An 18,739-nucleotide genomic window follows, 5' to 3' on the forward strand; every position below is an offset into this window, starting at 1 on the left:
GCGGGGCTCAACGGTGAAGGGGCGTCGCCTATGCCCTCCCTCGATGGAGCTCCGAGCGGCGCGCGCCGACGGGGTGGGGGAGCGCCGCGTCGCCGCCCGAGCTCTCGTCGCGCGAAGCGTGCGCGGCGCCCGTCGTGACCGCGGCGCCCTGCGCCTCTTCCTTCGCGGTCTTGGGCAGATCCGCCCCCGTATCGCTGGCGTCCTTGGCGCCCGTGCGCTTCCCCTCGGGCGAGCGGTGCTCGATGATGGCGTTGATCTCGGCCCCGAGGAGCACCGCCATCGAGGAGATCCACATCCAGAGGAGGAGGATGATGACGCCGCCCAGCGCGCCGTAGCTCACCTCGTAGCTGCCGAACCGGCTGACATAAAAGGAGAAGCCGAGCGACGCGATGACCCAGATCACGACCGCCACGACCGACCCCGGGGTGATGAACTTGAACTTCTGCTCGACGTCGGGGAGCAAGTAATAAAGGGTCGCCAGGACCGCCATGACGATGAGCGCCGACACCGGGATGCGCAGCCAGAGGACGAGCGTCGCGAAGGGGCCGAGGTGCGCGGCGAGCGCTGGCGTGGCGACCGCGATCGCCGAGGCGACCGTCAGCAGGACGGCGCCGCCGATGGTGACAAGCAGGGCGATGCCGCGGCGCTTGAGGTACGACCGGCTTTCCTCGACGCCGTACGCGGAGTTGAGCGCCTCCATCAGCGCGGTGACGCCTCCCGACGCGGCCCAGACCGCGCCGAGGGCGCCGACGGTCAGGAGCGCCGGGCTCTGGCCTCCAGTGAGCGCCTGAAGGCGCTCGCCCAGGATGGTGGCCACGGCAGGCGGGGCCACCTGGTACAATTCGCTCATCAGCCGCGCGGAATCGGCAGGATCGATGACCAGGCCGGCGAGGGCGACCGCGAAGAGCAGGAACGGGAACATCGAGAGGACACCGAAGAACGCCAGTCCAGCAGCGACGGTGTCGATCTTGTCCTTGACGAACTCCTGCGAGATCTCGTGCAGGAAAACCTTCCAGGGGATCTCTCTTCCGGGCAGGTGCATGATGGGCCCTCGCTGGGGTGCATGGAGCGCTGCTGGATTGGCCTGGGGCGGCCCGCGCCGGAGGCGCCGTCCGCTGTCCATGAAATAAAAGCAACGCGAGTGCCAGGCCAGTCGCGGTCGCAGCTGGCCGGAGGGGTCGGCGATCTCCCGCGCTGGGCCGCGGCCGAGCGCAGCGGCGGCTCCACCGCTGCGCATGGCGCGAATTGCCCCACATGGCAGAACGGCCACGGCGCGAGCGCCCGAGGCCACCTGGCCGGGCGCTCGCGCGTGGCCTCCGGCGCCGGCGGCGCGGGCGCTCCGCTCCGTGCGGCCGGGCGCTCCGCCGGCGGACTGCCTGCGCCGCGAGCTAGCTCATCGCCTTGCCGATGAACTCGTGCAGCTCCGGATCCATCCCGTGCTGCGTCCTCACCGAGGGCTCCTGCCGGTACATCGTGTTGAGCGATCGCTCGATCCCGGGGTTCTTCCCCGTGAACGCGTCGATGAGCTCCCGCATGCGCTTCACGATCTGCTGCACCGGCTCGCTCTTCGGGTCGGAGCCCTTCTGCATCTCCGCCCGCAGGTCGTCGTAGATCTGCTTCCACGCCGACTCGGCCTCACGCATCTTCTCGGGGCCCATCGCGTCCGCGCGCTGCTTGAGCTCCTCGAGCTGCTCTGGAGTGTAGTATTTCTCGATCATGGTCATCACCTCGATGGTTTGAAGGAGCTGCTCCACAGAGACGTCCTCTCCCGACCGCAGGACGTGGGCCAGGCCCTCGAGCCGCGCGCAGAGCCGCTGCTCCAGCGCGATCTGCTCGCGCAGCCGCGACAGGTGGAGCTCGACGGTCTGGAGCGGAGAGAACCCCGGCTGGTCCAGGCACGCGGCGATCTGCTCCAGGCTGAAGCCGAGCTCGCGCAACGACTTGATCTGCTGGAGCCTGGCGACGTCGCCCGCCGAGTACATCCGGTGCCCCGACGCGGTGCGATGCGACGGGGCGAGCAGGCCGATCTCCTCGTAATAGTGGAGCGTGCGGACGGAGAGGCCGGTCTGCCGGGCGAGATCGCCGACTTTCAACGGTGCTGAACGCATGGCGCTACCCCTGTTTCCAGGGCGGGTGAGGACGTCCATGCCCCGGAGGCTAGGTCCTCACGTAGCGTGAGGATCAAGGCCTGCCCTCAACTTTTTTCCATTGCCCACGCGCGCCCCGGACAGGTCACTCCTCGCCGCCGGCGGTGGGGGCCTCGACGACGCGCGTCCTGAGGAGCATGCCAGCGAGCGCCGCGGCGATCGCCGCGGCCCAGAACGGCGCGCCCGTGCCGGCCCGCGCGTAAAGCTGGGTGGCGACGAGCGGAACGATCACGTAGGCAAGCTCCTGGAGCGCCTGGTTGCCACCCTGCGCCTGCCCCTGCGCGGCAGGCCCGGCGAGGCGCGACAGGAGAGCGGAGAAGGACGTGGTGATCAGGCCCTCGCCGCCCGCGAAGGCCACGATGGCCGCGATGAACGCCGGCTCCGCGGGCAGGGTGGCGACGAGCGCCATGGTCACGAGGGCAAGGCCGACGAGGGCGAGGCCCAGCGCCAGCACGCGTGAATCCCCGAGGCGCTTTGCGAGGCGCTCCAGCAAGATCCCCTGGACGCACACGTCCGTGACGCCGACCGCGATGACGGTGAAGCTCACCGCGTCGGCGCCCCATCCGAGCCGGTCCTTGGCCAGGAGCGCGAACGTCGCCTGGAGGGCGACGACGGCCGCCGTGAAGAGCACGCCCACAGCCAGGAGCGGACGGAGGTGCTCCAGGCGGAGCAGACCGGCGAGCTGAGAGAAGGGGTTGAGCCTTCGCCACGGCACCGCGCGGGCCCGGTGCTCGGGGTCGAGGCTCTCCGTGAGGAACACGTAGCTCCCTGCGGCGTTCAAGGCGGTGAGAATGGCCGCCAGGAAGAACGGCGCGCTCAGGCCGAGCTTCAGGGCCAGACCGCCGAGCGCCGGGCCGGCGATCAATCCCGCGCCGAACATCGCGCCCACCCGCCCGAAGTACCGCGCGCGCTGCTCGACCGGCGACGCGTCGCCCAGGTACGCGAACAGCGTGGCCACGTTGCCCGCCGTGATGCCGTCGATCACACGCCCGAGGAACAGGAGCGGAAGGGCGTCGGCGAAGCCGAACAACGCATGGCCGGCCGCGGAGCCCACGAGGCTGAGCAGGAGCACCGGGCGGCGGCCGATCGCGTCGCTCAGCGCGCCGAGCGCCGGCGCGGAGAAGAAGGCGCAGAGCGAATAGGACGCGCTCAGCAGGCCAACCGCCGAAGCCACATGGGCAGGATCGCCGTCGAACCGTGCAGCGAGGAAGGGGATCACCGGGGCGACCAGCCCGGTGCCGACCGCGCTCAGGAAAGCCGTGGCTTGAAGGAAGAAGAGCGCCCCGGGGCGCAGACCCGCGCCGGGATGGCGGTGGACGGTGCTCGTCATGCGGCCACCGTGACGACCCCGCGCCGCCTCCGATTGAACAAACGCGACATGGCGCGCTGCGCGCTGCGCGCTGGTGATGCGCAGGTCAGGTCAAGCGCGCGAGTCTTCCCCTCGAGGGGCGCCTCGCCCGCCGCCGTCGCGCGGCCAGCGGCGCCGCACCTCGCCGGCGTACGCGCCGGGGCTCATGCTCGTGAAGGCGCGGAACTCCCGGATGAAGTGCGCCTGATCCGCATAGCCGAGCTCGAAGGCGAGCGCCGTGAGGCTCACGCCCGGGTCGAGCTCGAGGCGCTCGGTGGCGCGGGAGAAGCGGATGAGCCGCGCGAGCACCTTGGGGGACAGGCCAGCCGCGCGCTTGAACTGCCGCTCGAGCTGTCGGACCGACAGCCCGAGCCGCTCGGCGAGCGCGCCGACGCGCGCGCCCCCGTTGCTCGCGTACAGCTCGAGGCCCGCCGCCTCCACCGTGGCCTCGGCCCGGCGGGCCACGCGGCGCCGCGCGAGCAGCCACCCTTCGACCAGCCGGAGCGCGGCGTCGTGGTCGCCGCTCTCGAGGAGCGGGCCGACACGCTGGGAGAGCGCATGCAGACCCGATCCCACGATCGTGCAGCATCCGCGCACGTCGGCCTCGTGCTCGAGCAAGGAGAGGGCGTGCCACGGGTGAAACCGGACGCCGAGCACGCGCGACAGGCCCCGGGACACCATCCGGGTGGATTCGTCCCGCGCGCCGATGACGAAGACGGGCGGCAAGGGACGCAGGCGTCCATCGCGCCCCTCGAGGCGCGCATCGCCGCAGTTGAAGACGAGGTCGATGTTGGCGTCCGGCAGGAGGAAGTGCTCCTCCGTGCTCACCGTATGTAGCTCCTCGTAAGAGGAATAACTCTGCACCGCACCGCGCAAAAGCGGGTGTGGCGCATGCTCGCGGTAGCGGACGTCCTCTGACGTCATCCAGGTCTCGTGACTTTGCGAGACGGAGACGTGGAGCGCAAGCGCTGCGGCGGGACCGGAGAACCGCCGGCGCGGGGCGCTGCGCTCCGACCGGTCGGCGCGGCATCGCTGCCGCCGCCCTGGCCAGGTCACCGCATGCGGAGCGTGTATCTCTCGACCGACCTGTACTGAGGTGGCCAGTCGATGTCGAAGCCCTGCTCCGCGGCGGCGTGCCGGGTCCAGTACGGGTCGTAGAGGTGCGCCCGCGCGAGCGCGCACAGGTCGGCTCTCCCGGCCGCGATGATGCTGTTCACGTCCGCGTAGCTCTGGATGTTGCCCACCGCGATCGTCGGCACGTCGGCCGAAAGCCGCACGAGCTCCGAGAGCGGCGTCTGGAACAGCCTGCCGTGCTCCGGTTTGCTGCACGGGTCCGTCTGTCCCGCCGAGACGTGGATGATGTCGGCGCCGTGCTCTCGCAGCATCGTCGAGAGCACGATCAGATCGTCGGTCGTGAGCCCGCCCGGCGCCCAGTCGGTGGCGGAGATGCGCACGCTCATGGGCTTGTCCGCCGGCCACGCGGCCCGCACCGCGTCGAACACCTCCAGCGGGTAGCGCATCCGGTTCTCGATGGGACCGCCGTACGCGTCGTCGCGCCTGTTCGTGAGCGGCGAGATGAAGCTCGCGAGCAGGTAGCCGTGCGCGCAGTGCAGCTCGATAAGGTCGAACCCGGCCTCGTCCGCCCGCCTCGCCGCCTGCACGAAGTCCGAGGTCACCTGGTCCATGTCCCCGCGATCCATCGCCTTCGGGACCTGGCTCTCCGCGAGGTAGGGGATGGCGGAGGCGCTGAGCAGCGGCCAGGCGCCGCGATCGAGCGGCACATCCATGCCCTCCCAGAGCAGCTTCGTCGCGCCCTTGCGCCCGGCGTGGGCCAGCTGGACGCCGATCTTGGCCCGGGAGCGCGCGTGGACGAAATCGACGACGCGCCGCCACCCCTCGACATGGTCGGCGCGATAGAGCCCCGCGCAGCCCGGCGTGATGCGCGCTTCGGCGCTGACATCGGTCATCTCCGTGATGACGAGCCCTGCCCCTCCGAGCGCCCGGCTGCCGAGGTGGACGAGGTGCCAGTCGTCGATCCGCCCGTCCGCGGCCGAGTACTGGCACATGGGCGACACGACGACCCGGTTCTCCAGCACGAGCGATCGCAGCCGGAACGGCGTGAACATCGGCGGCGGAGGCGCCCCATTTCCGTCGAGGAGGCGCGCCCCCGCCTGCGCCTCCGCCTTGCGCGCCACGTGCGCGTCGATCTCGCGCACGAACGCCGGGTCGCGCGCCTTCAGGCCCTCGTGCGTCACCCGCAGGCTCCGCGTCAGCAGGCTGAACATGAACTCCACCGGGTCGAGCGCCATGTAGCGCTCGGTGTTCTCGAACCACAGGAGGCTCACCTGCGCGGCCCGCTGGAGCGCGAGCACCTTGGGCTTGCGCTCCGCCTCGTAGGCGGCGAGCGCCTCCGGCACGCCCGGGTGCCGCTGGAGGCTGTCGACGAGCGCGATCGCGTCCTCGAGCGCGAGCTTCGTCCCCGAGCCGATCGAGAAGTGCGCCGTGTGCGCGGCGTCCCCGAGCAGCACCACGTTGCCCGCGCTCCACCGCTCGTTGTGCACCGTGGGGAAGCTCCGCCAGACGCTCCGGTTCTTCAGCAGCCGGTGTCCCTGGAGCTTCTCGGCGAAGAGCTCCTCGAAGTACGCGATCGTCTCGTCCTCGCTGGCGCGATCGAGGCCCGCGCGCCGGAACGTCTCCTCCCGGCACTCGACGATGAAGGTCGAGCGCTCCGGCTCGTAGCGGTACGCGTGGACCCGGAAGAGGCCGTGGCGGTTCTCCTCGAAGTAGAAGGTGAACGCGTCGAACGGGAACGTCGTGCCGAGCCACACGAACCGGTTCGGGCGGACGTCGATGCGCGGCCCGAACCGATCGGCGAATCGCTCCCGGATCTGGCTGTTCACCCCGTCGGCCGCGACAACGAGGTCGCTCTCGGCGACGGCCTCCGCCGGGTCGGTCACCTCCTCCTCGAAGCGCAGGACGACGCCGAGCTCCCGCGCCCGGTCCCCCAGGATCGCGAGCAGCTTCCGGCGCGAGAGGCCGCTGAAGCCGTGCCCCCTCGAGACGAGGACACGGCCGCCGAAGTGCGCGTGGAGCTCGTCCCAGTGGGCGAGGCTGCTCCGGATCGCGTCGTAGCTCGGGCGATCCGCGTCGGCGAGGCCATCGAGCGTCGCGTCCGAGAACACGACCCCGAAGCCGAAGGTGTCGTCGGGCCGATTCCGCTCCACCACGACGACCTCTCGCCGGGGGTCTGCCTGCTTCGCCAGGAGGGCGAAATAGAGGCCTGCCGGCCCGCCGCCCACGCATGTGATCCTCACCGCCCTGCTCCTCCGCTCCCGCGTCTGCGCCCGCGCCGGAGCCTACACGAGAACCCCGAGGTACAGCGCCGCTCCGGTGGAAATCAAGCGCGGACAGGATCGAAGAACGGGATTTCCGGGACTCGCAAGAGCTGGTTCGCAGCGCCGCGCGATCGAGCGCGGCAGTCCGCATCATCACCCGGCTCGCACAGGCAGCCGGCGACGCAGTCGTCAGAGGCGATCACCACACACGATTTCTTCATGGAGGCTCCCAGAGCGCCACGAGCATCGGTGTCGAGCTCGACGACCAGAGCGCGAATGTCGGTGCGCTGGAGCAGACCGGTCTGCCTGACCTGACAATCCCGTTCATGGATTGCTATTCGGGGGCGGAAAATTGAACAGGGAGACGGGGAGATGGGGAGGGAGATCGGTGGGATTCTTCTCCCCATCTCCCCGCCTCCCTGTTCAATTTCTCCGGAAAATTCGAGGGATGCTTCTGCCGCCCTGAATGCCTCTGAAGGAGCGCCTCCGGGCGACCGACGAACGGGGTTGGTCGGCGGGCGTAAGTAGGGTAGGCGTTGATCAGAAGAGCGATCGTCGGGAATGTAGACCGAGCCCCGAGGTGACGCCGGGGCGCACGTACCGCTCTGCTTCAAATATTCTCCTTAGCCACGATGCGGCCCATCGCCGGGACACGTCTCGGGATGCGCCAGGTGAATTCCACCCGAACGGCTGGTCACTCCATGAGCAAGACAGCGCCGCCCGACACCGATCGATCGGTACCGTTCCTCCGCCGTTCCATCGCGGCGGGCATGCTCGCGATGGGGCTCGTCGGCCTGACGGCGGCTGCCTGCACCGGGCAGCTCGGCGATGACGATGGGAGCCCGGGCAGCTCCACCGACGACGACAGGCCCATCGACCCGACCACCGGGAAGCCGGCCGCCTACGACTGCAGCGAGGCCCGGACGAGCCCCAGCGTGCTGCGCCGTCTGTCCAAGGTCGAGGTCCAGCTGACCCTTCAGGATCTGTTCCAGCTCGACGAGCCGCCCGCCGTGGACAGCATCCCGGAAGACACAGGCCAGGGTGGCTTCCGGACGATCGCCGCCCTCCAGAACGTGTCGGATCAGCACCTGCGCGCCTACCTGGCCATCGCGGAGACCCTTGGGCAGGAGCTCATGGCGGACGAGGCGCGCCGGACATCGGTGCTCGGCTGCGAGCCGGAGGCCGACGATTGCCTCGAGCGCTTCGTGCAGCGCTTCGGCAAGCTGGCGTATCGAAGGCCGCTCTCGGCCGAGGAGGCGAGCGATCTGGTGGCGCGGGCGAGCGAGGTCGCGCGGGACAGGGAGGACGCGTTCCGCTTCGTCATCGAGGCGCTGCTGACCTCGCCCAGCTTCCTTTTCAGGATCGAGGTCGGCTCGGCCGGCTCGCAGACGTCGACCTTGACGCCGCTCGAGCTCGCGTCGCGGCTGTCGTTCACGCTGTGGGGCCGGTCCCCGAGCGCAGCGCTGCTCGAGCGGGCCGAATCCGGCGAGCTCGACAGCGAAGCGGGCCTCCGCGCGGTCGCGGAGGAGATGGTCGAGGACGAGCGGACTCAGGTCTTCTTCAACGCCTTCTTCAAGCAGTGGCTGACCTTCGAGCAGCTCCGCGCGCCGGTCAACCCGGACGCGTCGTTCACGCCCGCGCTGCTCGAGGACATGATCGCCGAGAGCGAGCTCGTCCTCGGCGAGCACGCGTTCACGCCTGACGTCGACTTCTTCGACGCGCTCACCGCGAACCACACGTATGTCACCCCGGCGCTCGGCAAGTTCTACGGCCTCGAGGTATCGGGAGACGGCGTGAGCCGCGTGGAGTTCCCGGCCGGCCACCACCGGGCGAACACGGGGCTTCTCACGCACGCGAGCCTCATCAGCGCCAAGAACGACGGCGATCTCATCGCCGTGCGCGGCCAGTGGCTCCGGGCGGCCTTCCTCTGCGAGAAGATCTCGATCCCCGCGGGGCTCCTCGAGCAGCTGGAGAGCGAGCTCTCCGGCCTGACGTATCTCGAGGTCCTCCAGAAGCGCAACACCCAGGAAGGGTGCGCTGGCTGCCATTCGCTCATTGATCCCATCGGCGTCGGCTTCGCCCAGTACGACAAGCTGGGGAAGTACGATGGGAGCATCGGTATCGACGAGTTCGGGCTGGAGCCGCGCCTGGAGGGCGCTGCCAACGAGTCGTTCGACTCGCTCGCTGCCCTGGCGGCGGAGCTGCGGCGGAGCCCCGATCTGGCCGCCTGCGTCGCGGAGAAGCTGTTCATCTACACCCAGGGGCGCGAGCCGGCGGCCGAGGACCGCTGCGCGATCGACGGCTCCGCGGGGAGCTTCACGCAGGACGGCAACAGGTTCCGCTCCTTCCTGACCGCCATCGTGCGCTCGCCGGAGTTCCGGCTGCGGAGGGCGCCAGAGTGATGTGCTCGCACACGGTTCGACCGACGGAAGAGGAGTGTCGCCAGTGAAGATCTCGAGAAGAGCTCTGCTCCGCGGGGCGGGCGTCGCGGTCGCCCTGCCGTTCCTCGACGTGATGCGGCCCCAGCGCGCCAGCGCCGCGCCGGCGGATCCGAAGCGCTTCGTGGCGTTCTTCGTCCCGAACGGCACGGATCCCGGGGCGTGGCACCCGAAGACGGAGGGGCCGCTCTCGGCGGAGGGGCTGCCGCCCTGTCTCGTGGACATGAACGGCTTCGACGCCGAGCGCGAGTGGCCGGCGGGAGACGCGATCTGGCGCGACGTCACCATGGTGTCCGGCGTCGACCACCAGGGGATCTGCTCCGACATTCACAGCCCGGCCATGGCGCTGTGCGCCCACACCGACGGCGGCGGGACGGCCGTCCCGCGCAAGGCCACGCTCGACCAGTACCTCGCCAACCACATCGCGGCCGAGACCCCGTTCCGCAACCTCAACCTGTCCCCCACGGGCGACACGGCGGTCACGCAGGGCTTCATCTCGTTCAGGGACGGCGGTCAGGTCGAGGATGCGTTCCGCGATCCGGCGAAGGTGTTCGACACGCTCTTCAGCAACCTGGGTAACCCCAGCGAGGAGATGGACGACATCCGGCGGCGCCGCGCCAGCGTCCTCGACTGGGTGCGAGAGGACGCGAGGCGCCTGAACCTGCGCCTCGGCGCGGCGGATCGGGCGCGCGTGGAGCAGCACCTCGAGTCGGTGTTCGAGCTGGAGAAGCAGATCCAGTCCACGACGCAGTCGGGCTGCACCGTCCCCGGCGCGCCCACGAAGGGGCAGAACTTGCACGGCAAGTTCAAGCAGATGATCGATCTCGGGCTCCTCGCGCTCACCTGCGACCTGACGCGGGTGCTCGTCCTGCAGTACTCGAACAGCTGGGGCCTCGACTTCGCCGGGTACGATCTGCCCGACGGCGTGGGGGACTGGAGCGATCACTTCATCTCGCACAAGCTCGGCGATCGCGACCGCGCGACCGATCTCGACGGGCTGCCGCAGGCGGAGGCGATGCGCATCGCGAACGCGCGCGTCGTCCAGACGTCGCGGTTCAAGGTGCGCCGCTTCGCCTACCTGCTCAACGCGATGAAGGCCGCCCAGACGGCGACGGGCAACCTGCTCGACGAGTCGCTCGTGCTCTACACGTCAGAGAACGGCGACGGGGACTCCCACGGTCGGACCAACATGCCCATCCTGCTCGCCGGGCACGTGGGGGGGTTCCAGACAGGCCGCGCCGTCAAGGCCAACAAGCCGCCGACCGGCGCGCTCCATTGCTCCATCATCAACTACTTCGGCGTCGAGCTGTCGGAGTACGGCGACCCGGCGAGCGGGCCTATCGCCGGCCTGTGAGCCTCGCGCGCCGCGAGGCCTGCGCGTGACACCTACCAGCGATCGACCTTCGAAGGGCTCGCTTGCCCGAGGCTGCTGAGCAGCTCGCCCGCCACGGTCGGGCAGGGGACGTGCATCCAGCCCGGGCCATGGACGCCGTGCGGGCATGAGCGGCACAGCTCTCCGCGCGTGAGCGGCGGACGCGCCGTGCGCTCAGGCCGCGCGCGTCCGCCGGATGTGAGCGACGTGGATGCCAGAGGAGGGGTGAGGCATGGAATCGCTGGGACGGTACTGGTGGCTGCTGGCCCTGAGGGGCGTGGTCGGGATCCTCTTCGGGTTCCTGTTCTTCCTGTGGCCGCTCCCATCGCTCGCCACGCTCGTGCTGCTGTTCGGCGTGTGGGCGTTCTTCGACGGCTGCGCCGCGTTCGCGTCCGCGCTCAGCGGCCGCGGCGGCGTGTATTCCGTGGTCGAGGGCATCTTCGGCGTCGGGATCGCGGTCCTGACGTTCTGGCGGCCCATGATCACCGCGCTCACGCTCTACGGCGTGATCGCTGCGTGGGCCATCGTGCTGGGCATCTTCAAGATCGTCAGCGCGGTGAAGCTCCGGCACGTGATCGCCAACGAGGTCTGGCTCGGGCTGAGCGGCGCCGTCTTCGTGATCTTCGGCGTGCTCATGGTGGCGCTCCCGGCGGCCGGCGTGCTGGCGCTCGTCTGGTTCATCGGAGCGTTCGCGATCGTCGAGGGAGCGATGCTCCTCGGGCACTCGCTGCGCCTGCGCCGCGTGGCGAGCGTGGTCGCGCCGATGCGCATGCCGTGACGCCCGGCGGCGCGCCATGTAGACGGCGCGCCACGGAGCGGAGCGAGCCCGTCAATCGATCTGCAGGTGGTAGTGCGCCGGCGTCGTCTCCTCGAGCACCAGGACACCCCCGACCTCCGCGGCGCTCTCGAGGAACGCGCGCTTTTCCTTGGGCGACATGGTCCTGTTGCGCACGTCGACGGCGCCTCTCCGCAGGTGCGCGGAGACGTAGATCCCCCGGTCGATCTGGTCCTGGATGACGGCCTCCATGGCGGCCACCACCTGCTCCGGCGGCTTGCGGGAGTTCGCCTGATAAGCCTTCTTGATCTCCTGGACCGCCGCCTTGTTGCGGTAGAGCTGGAGGAGGTCCTCGCCGAGCCTGAGCTTCGTGAACATCGCCCTGGCCTGGCGGTTCGCGTCGCGTGTCCCGCTCGTGATCACGAGGTGCTCGCGCGTGCGTCGCGCGTAGCCCTGGTCGATCTGCTCGACCTTCGCGGCGATCTTCGCCGGCAGCGTCACGCCCGGGAGCACCTCGTACGGCGGCGGGGACCACGGCTCCGTGGGCACGGCCTTCCCGAGCGCCGTCAGGGGCGGCAGCTGCGCGCGCCGCTCCTCTTCCTCCGACGGCAGCTCGTCGCACTCGGGTCGGGTCGCCGGCGCGGCGGCGCGCGGCGCGGCGCTCGCTGACCCGGCGGCGCGCGGCGCGCTCGGGGCCCGCGGCGCCGCGCTCGCCGGCGCCGCGGGGGCGCTCGTGGCGGGCGGATCGAGGCCCGGCAGGCCGATGCTGGGCAGATCGATGGACTCGAGCCGCTCCGTACATCCGGTCGCGCACAGCAGCGCCGCGGCGAGGGCGCGCAGGCGGCGCGGCGGCTCCAGGGACCGTTCCTGTGCGGCTGCTCGGCGTGTAGGAGGCGTCGGCAAAGCCGGAGCAGCGTGCCATGGCGCGCGGCGCGGACGAAAAAAACGGCGGCGCGTGACGTCGGCCCTCTCGACGCGCGGGGCCCCGCATCGACTACACAGCTCCCCATGCCCCATGCCCCCCTGACCGGCCGTATCGCCCTCGTGACCGGCGCCGGCACCCGCCTCGGCGCTGCGACGGCCCGCGCGCTCGCGACCGCCGGCGCCGACCTGGCCGTCCACTACGCCACGAGCGGCGCCGGCGCGGACGTCATCGTCGACGAGGCGCGCTCCTTCGGCCGCCGCGCCGCCGCATTCCAGGCGGACCTCCACGACCGGGGGGCGCTCGCCGCGCTCGCCCGCGCCGTGCTCGACTGGTCGTCTGGCCGGCTCGACCTCCTTGTCCACAACGCGGCGAACTTCGATCGGGTCCCGCCGGCCGAGCTCTCCGCCGAGGCGTGGGATCGCGCCATGGCGCTCAACGCGACCGCGCCGTACCTGCTCACGCTCGAGCTCGCCCCCGCGCTCCGCGCCTGCCGCGGCAGCGTCGTCGCGATGGTCTGTATCAGCGCCGAGCGGCCCTGGAAGAATTACATTCCCTATTCGGTGTCGAAGGCCGCGCTCGCGCACCTGGTCCGCGGCCTCGCCGTGGGGCTGGCGCCGGAGGTGCGCGTGAACGGCGTGGCACCCGGGACGGTGCTGCCGCCGTCCTCCTACGACGAGGCCACGCTCGCTCGCCTACGCGAGCGCATCCCGCTCCAGCGCATCGGCGAGGCGGAAGACGTCGCCCGCGCCGTGGTGTTCCTTGCTGAAAACGACTTCATCACCGGCCAGATCCTCGCGGTCGACGGCGGCGCCTCGGTCGCGTGACGCGCCGCCTCGCCGCGCGGGTGGATCCGCCCCAGCGTGAACGGGCGCGCGCTTTGGCTTGAACGACCTCACCTGATCGACCCATAGTTCGAGCCTGATGAGCCAACCGCCCGAGACCAGCGCCGCCCCCCTCCAGGCAGATCCTGCCCACAGCGCGCCCGCCGAGGGCGGCCCGGCCGAGGCGCCCGCGGCCGCGGCTCCCGGCGCCGAGGCCAAGCCGGCGAGCCACGACTCGACGCTGCCGGAGGCGCTGATCGCGTTCATGCTGGAGCGCTGGGCGCCGGCGTCCGGCGAGCTCCCGCGGGCGATCGCGCACGCGGAGGTGTTCGCTGCCCGCCGCCGCGCCCTGTCGAAGCTCTTTCCGGCGGAGACGCTCATCATCCCGACCGGGCACGAGAAGGTGCGCGCCAACGACACGCACTACCGCTTCCGCCCTGGCTCGGACTTCTTCTACCTGACGGGCAACCTCGAGCCTGACTGCGTGCTCGTGCTGCAGCCGCAGGAGGGGGGCGGGCACCGGGACATCCTCTTCGTCGAGCCGAACCCCGGGCGCAGCGACAAGACGTTCTTCACCGATCGCGCGAAGGGCGAGCTCTGGGTCGGCCCCCGCCTCGGCGTCGAGCAGAGCCGCGCGCATTTCGGCGTCGACGAGTGCCGCGGGCTCCCCGAGCTGGACGCGTACCTGAGCGGCCTCGTCGGCACGGTGACGCGCCCCCACCGGGTGCTCCGCGGCATGTCCGAGCGCGTCGACAAGCTCCTCGCCCGGCACGATCGCGACAAGCAGCTCGGCGAGGCGCTCTCGGAGATGCGCCTCCTCAAGGACGCCCTCGAGGTGCAGGAGCTCGAGGCGGTCGTCGCGTCGACGAAGCGGGGCTTCGAGGACGTCATCCGCGCGCTCCCCCGCGCGCGGAGCGAGCGAGAGGTCGAGGGCACGTTCAACCTGCGCGCCCGGGTCGAGGGCAACGACGTCGGTTACGGGACGATCGCCGCGTCGGGCCACCACGCGTGCATCCTGCACTGGACGAGGAACGACGGCGCGCTGGAGCCGGGCAAGCTCCTCCTGGTCGACGCCGGCGTCGAGGGCAACGCGCTCTACACGGCCGACATCACCCGGACCCTGCCGATCAACGGGAAGTTCTCCAGGGAGCAGCGCGAGATCTACGAGCTCGTGCTCGAGGCGCAGGAGGCGGCGATCGGCGAGGTGAAGCCGGGCAACGACTTCATGGAGCCGAACCGGGCGGCGATGCGGGTGCTCGCCCGAGGGCTCGAGCGGCTCGGCATCCTCCACGTCTCCGCCGAGGAGGCGCTCAAGGACGACAGGCAGCTCTACCGGCGGTATTCGCTCCACAACGTCAGCCACATGCTGGGCCTCGACGTGCACGACTGCGCGCAGGCGCGGCAGCAGGTCTACAAGTTCGGCAAGCTCAAGCCGGGCATGGTGCTCACGGTCGAGCCAGGGCTGTATTTCCAGCTCGATGACGAGACCGTGCCGGCCAGGTACCGCGGCATCGGGGTGCGCATCGAGGACGACATCCTCGTCACGGAGACGGGGTATCGGAACCTGTCGAGCGATATCCCGAGGTCCGTGAGCGACGTGGAAGCGTGGATGGCGGGACTCTGGGCCAAGACGCCCGGGTGAGCGGCGTCCGCGCCCGTCTCTCCTCGGCGCGCCTGCCTACCGGCAAACGCCGTCGACGCACGACGCCTCGTCGGCACACTGCACCTCGCAGTCGCCGCAGTGCTCCTTGTCGGTGAGCAGGTCCACGCAGGCTTCGCCGCACGAGACCAGCGGCGCGAGGCAGCCGCACTCCCCGTCGGAGCACGGCTCGTCTTCTTCGCACGACTCGCCGCTCGCCTCGCTGGACTCGGGATCCACGCACTCGCCGTCGCACAGCACCGTGGGAGGCGGGCAGCCGGTCCCGCAAACCCCGTGATGGCAGGACTGGCCGTCCTCGCAGCGGATCGCGCAGTTCCCGCAGTTTTGTGGATCTGCGTCGAGCGATGTGCACACACCGCTGCACATCGTATCGCCGTCGCGGCAGGTGCAGCTGCCCGCGCTGCAGAAGGAGCCGCCCGAGCACGCCACGTTGCAGGCGCCGCAATGGGCGTTGCTCATGGACAGGTCGGCGCAATCTCCGGCGCACGCGATCAGAGGGGGAACACAGTCGGCGGTCCCCCCTCCGTCCTCCCCATCGTGGCCTGCTTCGCCCCCCGCGCCCGCCGGCACGAGCACATCGATGAGGGTGTCGCCGCACCCGAGGCCGACGAGCTGGGTGACCACGAGGAGCGAGGCGAGCGCGACGAAGCGCTCTGGCGTGGTGGCGGTGAGGGACATCATGAGGGCTGATCCAGAGGAGACCGGAGCGCGGGAAAATGGCTCAGGTTCTCGCGCCGGGGCGGTCTCTCGCGGGCACACGCGGCACCCGCTGCCTGTCGAGGGCTCCGTCGGCCCGTCGGGTCACTGGATCCCGGCCTCCAGCAGCAGGCTGAAGGCGAGCAGCGGTCGACCGAAGGGCACGTCGGAGCGACCCGCCAGCCGGAGCACCGGGCGGGGGGCAGCGATCCCTGCAAGGGACTGAGCGCGCAGGGTCAGGAAGCGGTGGATATGCCACCCGATGTCCCAGCGGACGAACGGCAACGCATAGGGGGCGGTGCCATCGCGTCCTCGCACGTCGCCCGTCGCGCCCTGCCCGTAGTAGCCGAGGAAGCCCGCACCAGCGCCGGCGCCCACCCGCATGACGATCGGCAGCTGCGGGTCGAGCAGGCTCATCAATGCGCCGGCACCGATCACGAGGGTCGAGACCCGCGCGCGTCCGGTCGGGGAGTCGATGCTCGCAGGGACGAGGGAGATGATCGCCAGGATGTCGCCGTCGAGCCGGTCGGTGAGCCCCCAGCGGGCCCCGCCCATGGCAGCCCCTTCCGGGGAGATCGCGCTGCCCGGCTGGAGCACGATGCTCGGCCCCGCGTGCAGCCCGAACGACGCGCGCCGAGCGGGCGCGGCGCTCGCGCCGGACGTCCGGGAGGCGTCGGGCGCGTGAGCTGAGCCGGGCGCGAGCGCCTGCGGCGGGCTCGGCGGGGCGACCGGAGCAACCGCTGCCGGGGGCGTGCTCGCCGCGGGCCGAGCGCTGGGCGGCGATGGCACATCGAGCAGACGCCCGCGCAGGAGCTCCACGGCGCGGAGCGCGAGCCCTGCCGCCTCTCCGCCCGGCTCACCCGGCTGTGCCTCCACCCGGACCACGCTGGGCGACTCCGAATCCCAGATCTCGACGGCGCGCCGCGTGCGATCGACGCGGACGACGCGGAGCGCGGCGCGGGCCGAGCGCGCGCGCGCCAGCGCAGGCAGATCTCGCTGGGCGCTGGCCTCGACCTCCACGATGATTCCGAGCGCGACGAGCTCGTCGAGGAGGCTCGCGGTGACCGGATCCGCCGCGCCCGGCGGGACGAGCAGCACGCGCGCCGGCTCGGCGAGGCTCGGGCGTGCGCCGAGCGCGAGCGCGAATGCCGCGGCCGCGAGCGCCCGGGCCTTCACGGCGCGGCCGCGGACTGCGCGAGGGATGTGTACGCGCCGCCCGGGTACCGCCGCAGGTAGAGCGCTGCGTCGGCGCGGGCGCCCGCGGCGTCTCCGAGGCGCTGGCGCAGCTCGATGAGCCGGCCGAGCGCCTGCTCTCCGAGGCCGCCGCCGGGCTCCTCGTCGAGGTAGGTCTGGAGCCAGGTGATCGCCTCGCGCGGCGCGCCCAGGTGATCCGCGGCGAGCTTGCCGAGCACGAACGCCGACCGGCCGTGCGCCCCGAGGCGCCGCGCCCGCAGCAGCGCCTCGCGGGCGCGCCGGAACTCGCCCGAGTGGCGCGCAGCTTCCGCGAGCTGGATCAGGTCGGAAGCGCTCGCGCCGGCGAGGACGCGCTCGAACCCCTCGCGCTCCACGGCCGCCATCGCCTCGCGGTACCTGCCCTGCGCCGCGAGGGCGTGCCAGCCGTGGTCCGCCGCCGCGGCCTCGCGCTGGCGCTCGGGCGCAGGCGGCGCCGCTCGCAGCGCTGGCTGCGACGCCGCGGCGCTCGGGCCGGCCCCATCGGCGGCCGGCGGCGACGGCTCGACCGCGGTGCTCGGGCCGGCGCCGCGCTCTGCCGGGAGCGACGGTGCCGCCGTGATCGGCGAGGTCACGGCGGGCGACATCGAGGTTTGCTGGGGCGTGCCTCTGGAGAGCTCGCTCCGGCTCTCGGAGATGCTCACATGCAGCTGCTCCCCCGGCGTGAGCGTGCGCCCCTCGTCGAGCAGGGGGCCGGTCACCACGACCCGCCCCTCGTGGAGCGCCACGTCCAGGCAATCTCGGCCCGGATCCCAGGCGAGGTCGAACTCGGTCCCGACGACGGCGACCTCGAACGGGCCGGCGTGGATGCTCCACCGCGTCGAGCGGCTCGCGTGGACGACGCGGGCGCGCACGGAGCCGCGCTCCAGGAGCAGCGAGGCGCCCTCCGCGTCGGCCTGTGTCACCCGCGCGCGCGACCCGAGCGCGAGGGTCACGACGGTGCCCTCCGAGAACCTGAGCGGGGTCGCCTCGCGGTCCGCGGCGATCCATGCCCCGAGCTGGCCGGCTCGAGCGTCCGGCCCGACGACGTACGTGAGCGCCGGCCGCCGCGGAACCAGCACGAGTCCGCCGACGAGGAGGGCCGCAGCCATGGCCAGCACCGCGACGAGGCGGCGGCCGGGGCGGCGCCCCAGCGCGGCCTTCCACGTGGCGGCCGCGGCGCTCGGGCGCCCCGGCGCGGCCTTCCACGTGACGATGGCGCGCCGCTGCGCTGCGTCGAGGCTCTCGGCCGACAGGGCGCTGGCGTCGGAGGCGGCGCGGACCTCGCGCAGGAGATCTGAGCGGGATCTCATTGATCTGTGGTCCACCGGTCACCTTCTTCCATCCACCCCCGCAACACTGGATCGCGCTTCGCCATGGCGGTGAACCGCTGCTCCGCGCGGGCGAGGCGCCGCTTGATCGTCGCGAGCGACACGCTGCAGGCGCCGGCCACGTCCTCGAGCGGCATCTCCTCGATGAAACGGAGCGTGAAGGCGATCCGGTCCTCCGTCGAGAGCTCGTCGAGCGCCGCGTAGACACGCCTGAGCGCTTCCCGAGGCCCGTGCGCCGGCACGGACGAGGGCTCCGGCAAATCGTCGTCGCTTTGCCAGAAGAAGAGCCACCGAGCGCGGCGGCGGCGGCGGATGGCGTGGTGCGCCGTGTGGACGGCGACGGACGAGATCCACCCCTTCACTGCCTGGCCGTCGCGGACCTGGTGGACGGACGTGAGCACGCGCGCGAACGCTTCATGGACCAGGTCCTGGAGCTCGGGATCGCGGCCCATGACGCGCCGGATGAGCCGCTCCACGAGGGGGCCATACCGGTCGAGGAGCATCGCGGCCGCCCAGGGCTCGCCGGCCGCGATCCCCGCGACGAGCTCCTCATCGGTGCGCTCGGACTGGGGCAGCCGCGAGACGACATTGCGGCCCGACGCGGGCTGCGGGGGCGTCGATTCCATCGGTGTGGCGATCGGGAGCGGGGACACCTGACGAGTAGAGCCCGGAGGCCACCGTG

The 18,739-nt window shown here is 71.5% G+C and carries 15 protein-coding genes; 5 read left to right on the forward strand and 10 right to left on the reverse strand.

The annotated features are described in order from the left end of the window. Window positions 1-28 precede the first annotated feature (28 nt). The 5 genes from WMF29_RS45680 to WMF29_RS45700 all read right to left on the reverse strand — a co-directional run bounded on the left by WMF29_RS45680 (window position 29) and on the right by WMF29_RS45700 (window position 6,794). Window positions 29-1,042 carry a YihY/virulence factor BrkB family protein gene (locus WMF29_RS45680; RefSeq protein WP_437326310.1) on the reverse strand — a complete coding sequence of 338 codons (1,014 nt, stop codon included), beginning with the start codon at window positions 1,040-1,042 and terminating at the stop codon, window positions 29-31. Window positions 1,043-1,388: 346 nt separating this feature from the next. Continuing rightward, window positions 1,389-2,108: a MerR family transcriptional regulator gene (locus WMF29_RS45685; RefSeq protein ID WP_437326311.1), complete on the reverse strand. Its 720-nt coding sequence runs from the start codon at window positions 2,106-2,108 to the stop codon at window positions 1,389-1,391. A gap of 124 nt (window positions 2,109-2,232) precedes the next feature. Then, window positions 2,233-3,477: an MFS transporter gene (locus WMF29_RS45690; RefSeq protein WP_437326312.1), complete on the reverse strand. Its 1,245-nt coding sequence runs from the start codon at window positions 3,475-3,477 to the stop codon at window positions 2,233-2,235. A gap of 90 nt (window positions 3,478-3,567) precedes the next feature. Next, window positions 3,568-4,419, reverse strand: coding sequence for a helix-turn-helix domain-containing protein (locus WMF29_RS45695; protein ID WP_437326313.1), 852 nt, complete (start codon window positions 4,417-4,419; stop codon window positions 3,568-3,570). Window positions 4,420-4,547: 128 nt separating this feature from the next. Beyond that, window positions 4,548-6,794: a bifunctional salicylyl-CoA 5-hydroxylase/oxidoreductase gene (locus WMF29_RS45700; RefSeq protein WP_437331241.1), complete on the reverse strand. Its 2,247-nt coding sequence runs from the start codon at window positions 6,792-6,794 to the stop codon at window positions 4,548-4,550. Window positions 6,795-7,531: 737 nt separating this feature from the next. On the opposite strand from WMF29_RS45700, the gene WMF29_RS45705 reads away from it, so the two are divergent. From WMF29_RS45705 to WMF29_RS45715, 3 genes are all read left to right on the forward strand, one after another. Next, window positions 7,532-9,232 carry a DUF1592 domain-containing protein gene (locus WMF29_RS45705; RefSeq protein ID WP_437326314.1) on the forward strand — a complete coding sequence of 567 codons (1,701 nt, stop codon included), beginning with the start codon at window positions 7,532-7,534 and terminating at the stop codon, window positions 9,230-9,232. A 43-nt stretch (window positions 9,233-9,275) separates the two neighbouring features. Then, window positions 9,276-10,622 (forward strand): DUF1552 domain-containing protein, encoded by a 1,347-nt coding sequence (locus WMF29_RS45710; protein WP_437326315.1) that lies wholly within the window; start codon window positions 9,276-9,278, stop codon window positions 10,620-10,622. Between the two features lie 250 nt (window positions 10,623-10,872). Then, on the forward strand, window positions 10,873-11,418 hold the full coding sequence (locus WMF29_RS45715) for an HdeD family acid-resistance protein (RefSeq protein WP_437326316.1): 546 nt from the start codon (window positions 10,873-10,875) through the stop codon (window positions 11,416-11,418). Between the two features lie 51 nt (window positions 11,419-11,469). On the opposite strand, the gene WMF29_RS45720 is transcribed toward WMF29_RS45715, so the two are convergent. Beyond that, complete coding sequence (locus WMF29_RS45720; RefSeq protein WP_437326317.1) at window positions 11,470-12,318, reverse strand: hypothetical protein; 849 nt, start codon at window positions 12,316-12,318, stop codon at window positions 11,470-11,472. Window positions 12,319-12,423: 105 nt separating this feature from the next. Between WMF29_RS45720 and WMF29_RS45725 the strand changes: the two genes are divergently transcribed. Both WMF29_RS45725 and WMF29_RS45730 read left to right on the forward strand, forming a co-directional pair. After that, entirely contained in the window at window positions 12,424-13,164 is a 741-nt protein-coding gene (locus WMF29_RS45725; protein ID WP_437326318.1) for an SDR family oxidoreductase, read from the forward strand. Between the two features lie 97 nt (window positions 13,165-13,261). Next, window positions 13,262-14,803, forward strand: coding sequence for an aminopeptidase P family protein (locus WMF29_RS45730; protein WP_437326319.1), 1,542 nt, complete (start codon window positions 13,262-13,264; stop codon window positions 14,801-14,803). A 36-nt stretch (window positions 14,804-14,839) separates the two neighbouring features. On the opposite strand, the gene WMF29_RS45735 is transcribed toward WMF29_RS45730, so the two are convergent. From WMF29_RS45735 to WMF29_RS45750, 4 genes are all read right to left on the reverse strand, one after another. Next, window positions 14,840-15,502 carry a hypothetical protein gene (locus WMF29_RS45735; protein WP_437326320.1) on the reverse strand — a complete coding sequence of 221 codons (663 nt, stop codon included), beginning with the start codon at window positions 15,500-15,502 and terminating at the stop codon, window positions 14,840-14,842. Between the two features lie 120 nt (window positions 15,503-15,622). Next, complete coding sequence (locus WMF29_RS45740; protein ID WP_437326321.1) at window positions 15,623-16,693, reverse strand: hypothetical protein; 1,071 nt, start codon at window positions 16,691-16,693, stop codon at window positions 15,623-15,625. Continuing rightward, window positions 16,690-18,039 carry a FecR domain-containing protein gene (locus WMF29_RS45745; RefSeq protein ID WP_437326322.1) on the reverse strand — a complete coding sequence of 450 codons (1,350 nt, stop codon included), beginning with the start codon at window positions 18,037-18,039 and terminating at the stop codon, window positions 16,690-16,692. Before WMF29_RS45745 ends, WMF29_RS45740 begins: the two co-directional genes overlap by 4 nt. After that, window positions 18,036-18,683: an RNA polymerase sigma factor gene (locus WMF29_RS45750; protein ID WP_437326323.1), complete on the reverse strand. Its 648-nt coding sequence runs from the start codon at window positions 18,681-18,683 to the stop codon at window positions 18,036-18,038. Before WMF29_RS45750 ends, WMF29_RS45745 begins: the two co-directional genes overlap by 4 nt. Window positions 18,684-18,739 lie beyond the last annotated feature (56 nt).

The sequence above is a fragment of the Sorangium sp. So ce381 genome (genome assembly GCF_051473845.1).
Classification (GTDB): domain Bacteria; phylum Myxococcota_A; class Polyangia; order Polyangiales; family Polyangiaceae; genus Sorangium; species Sorangium atrum.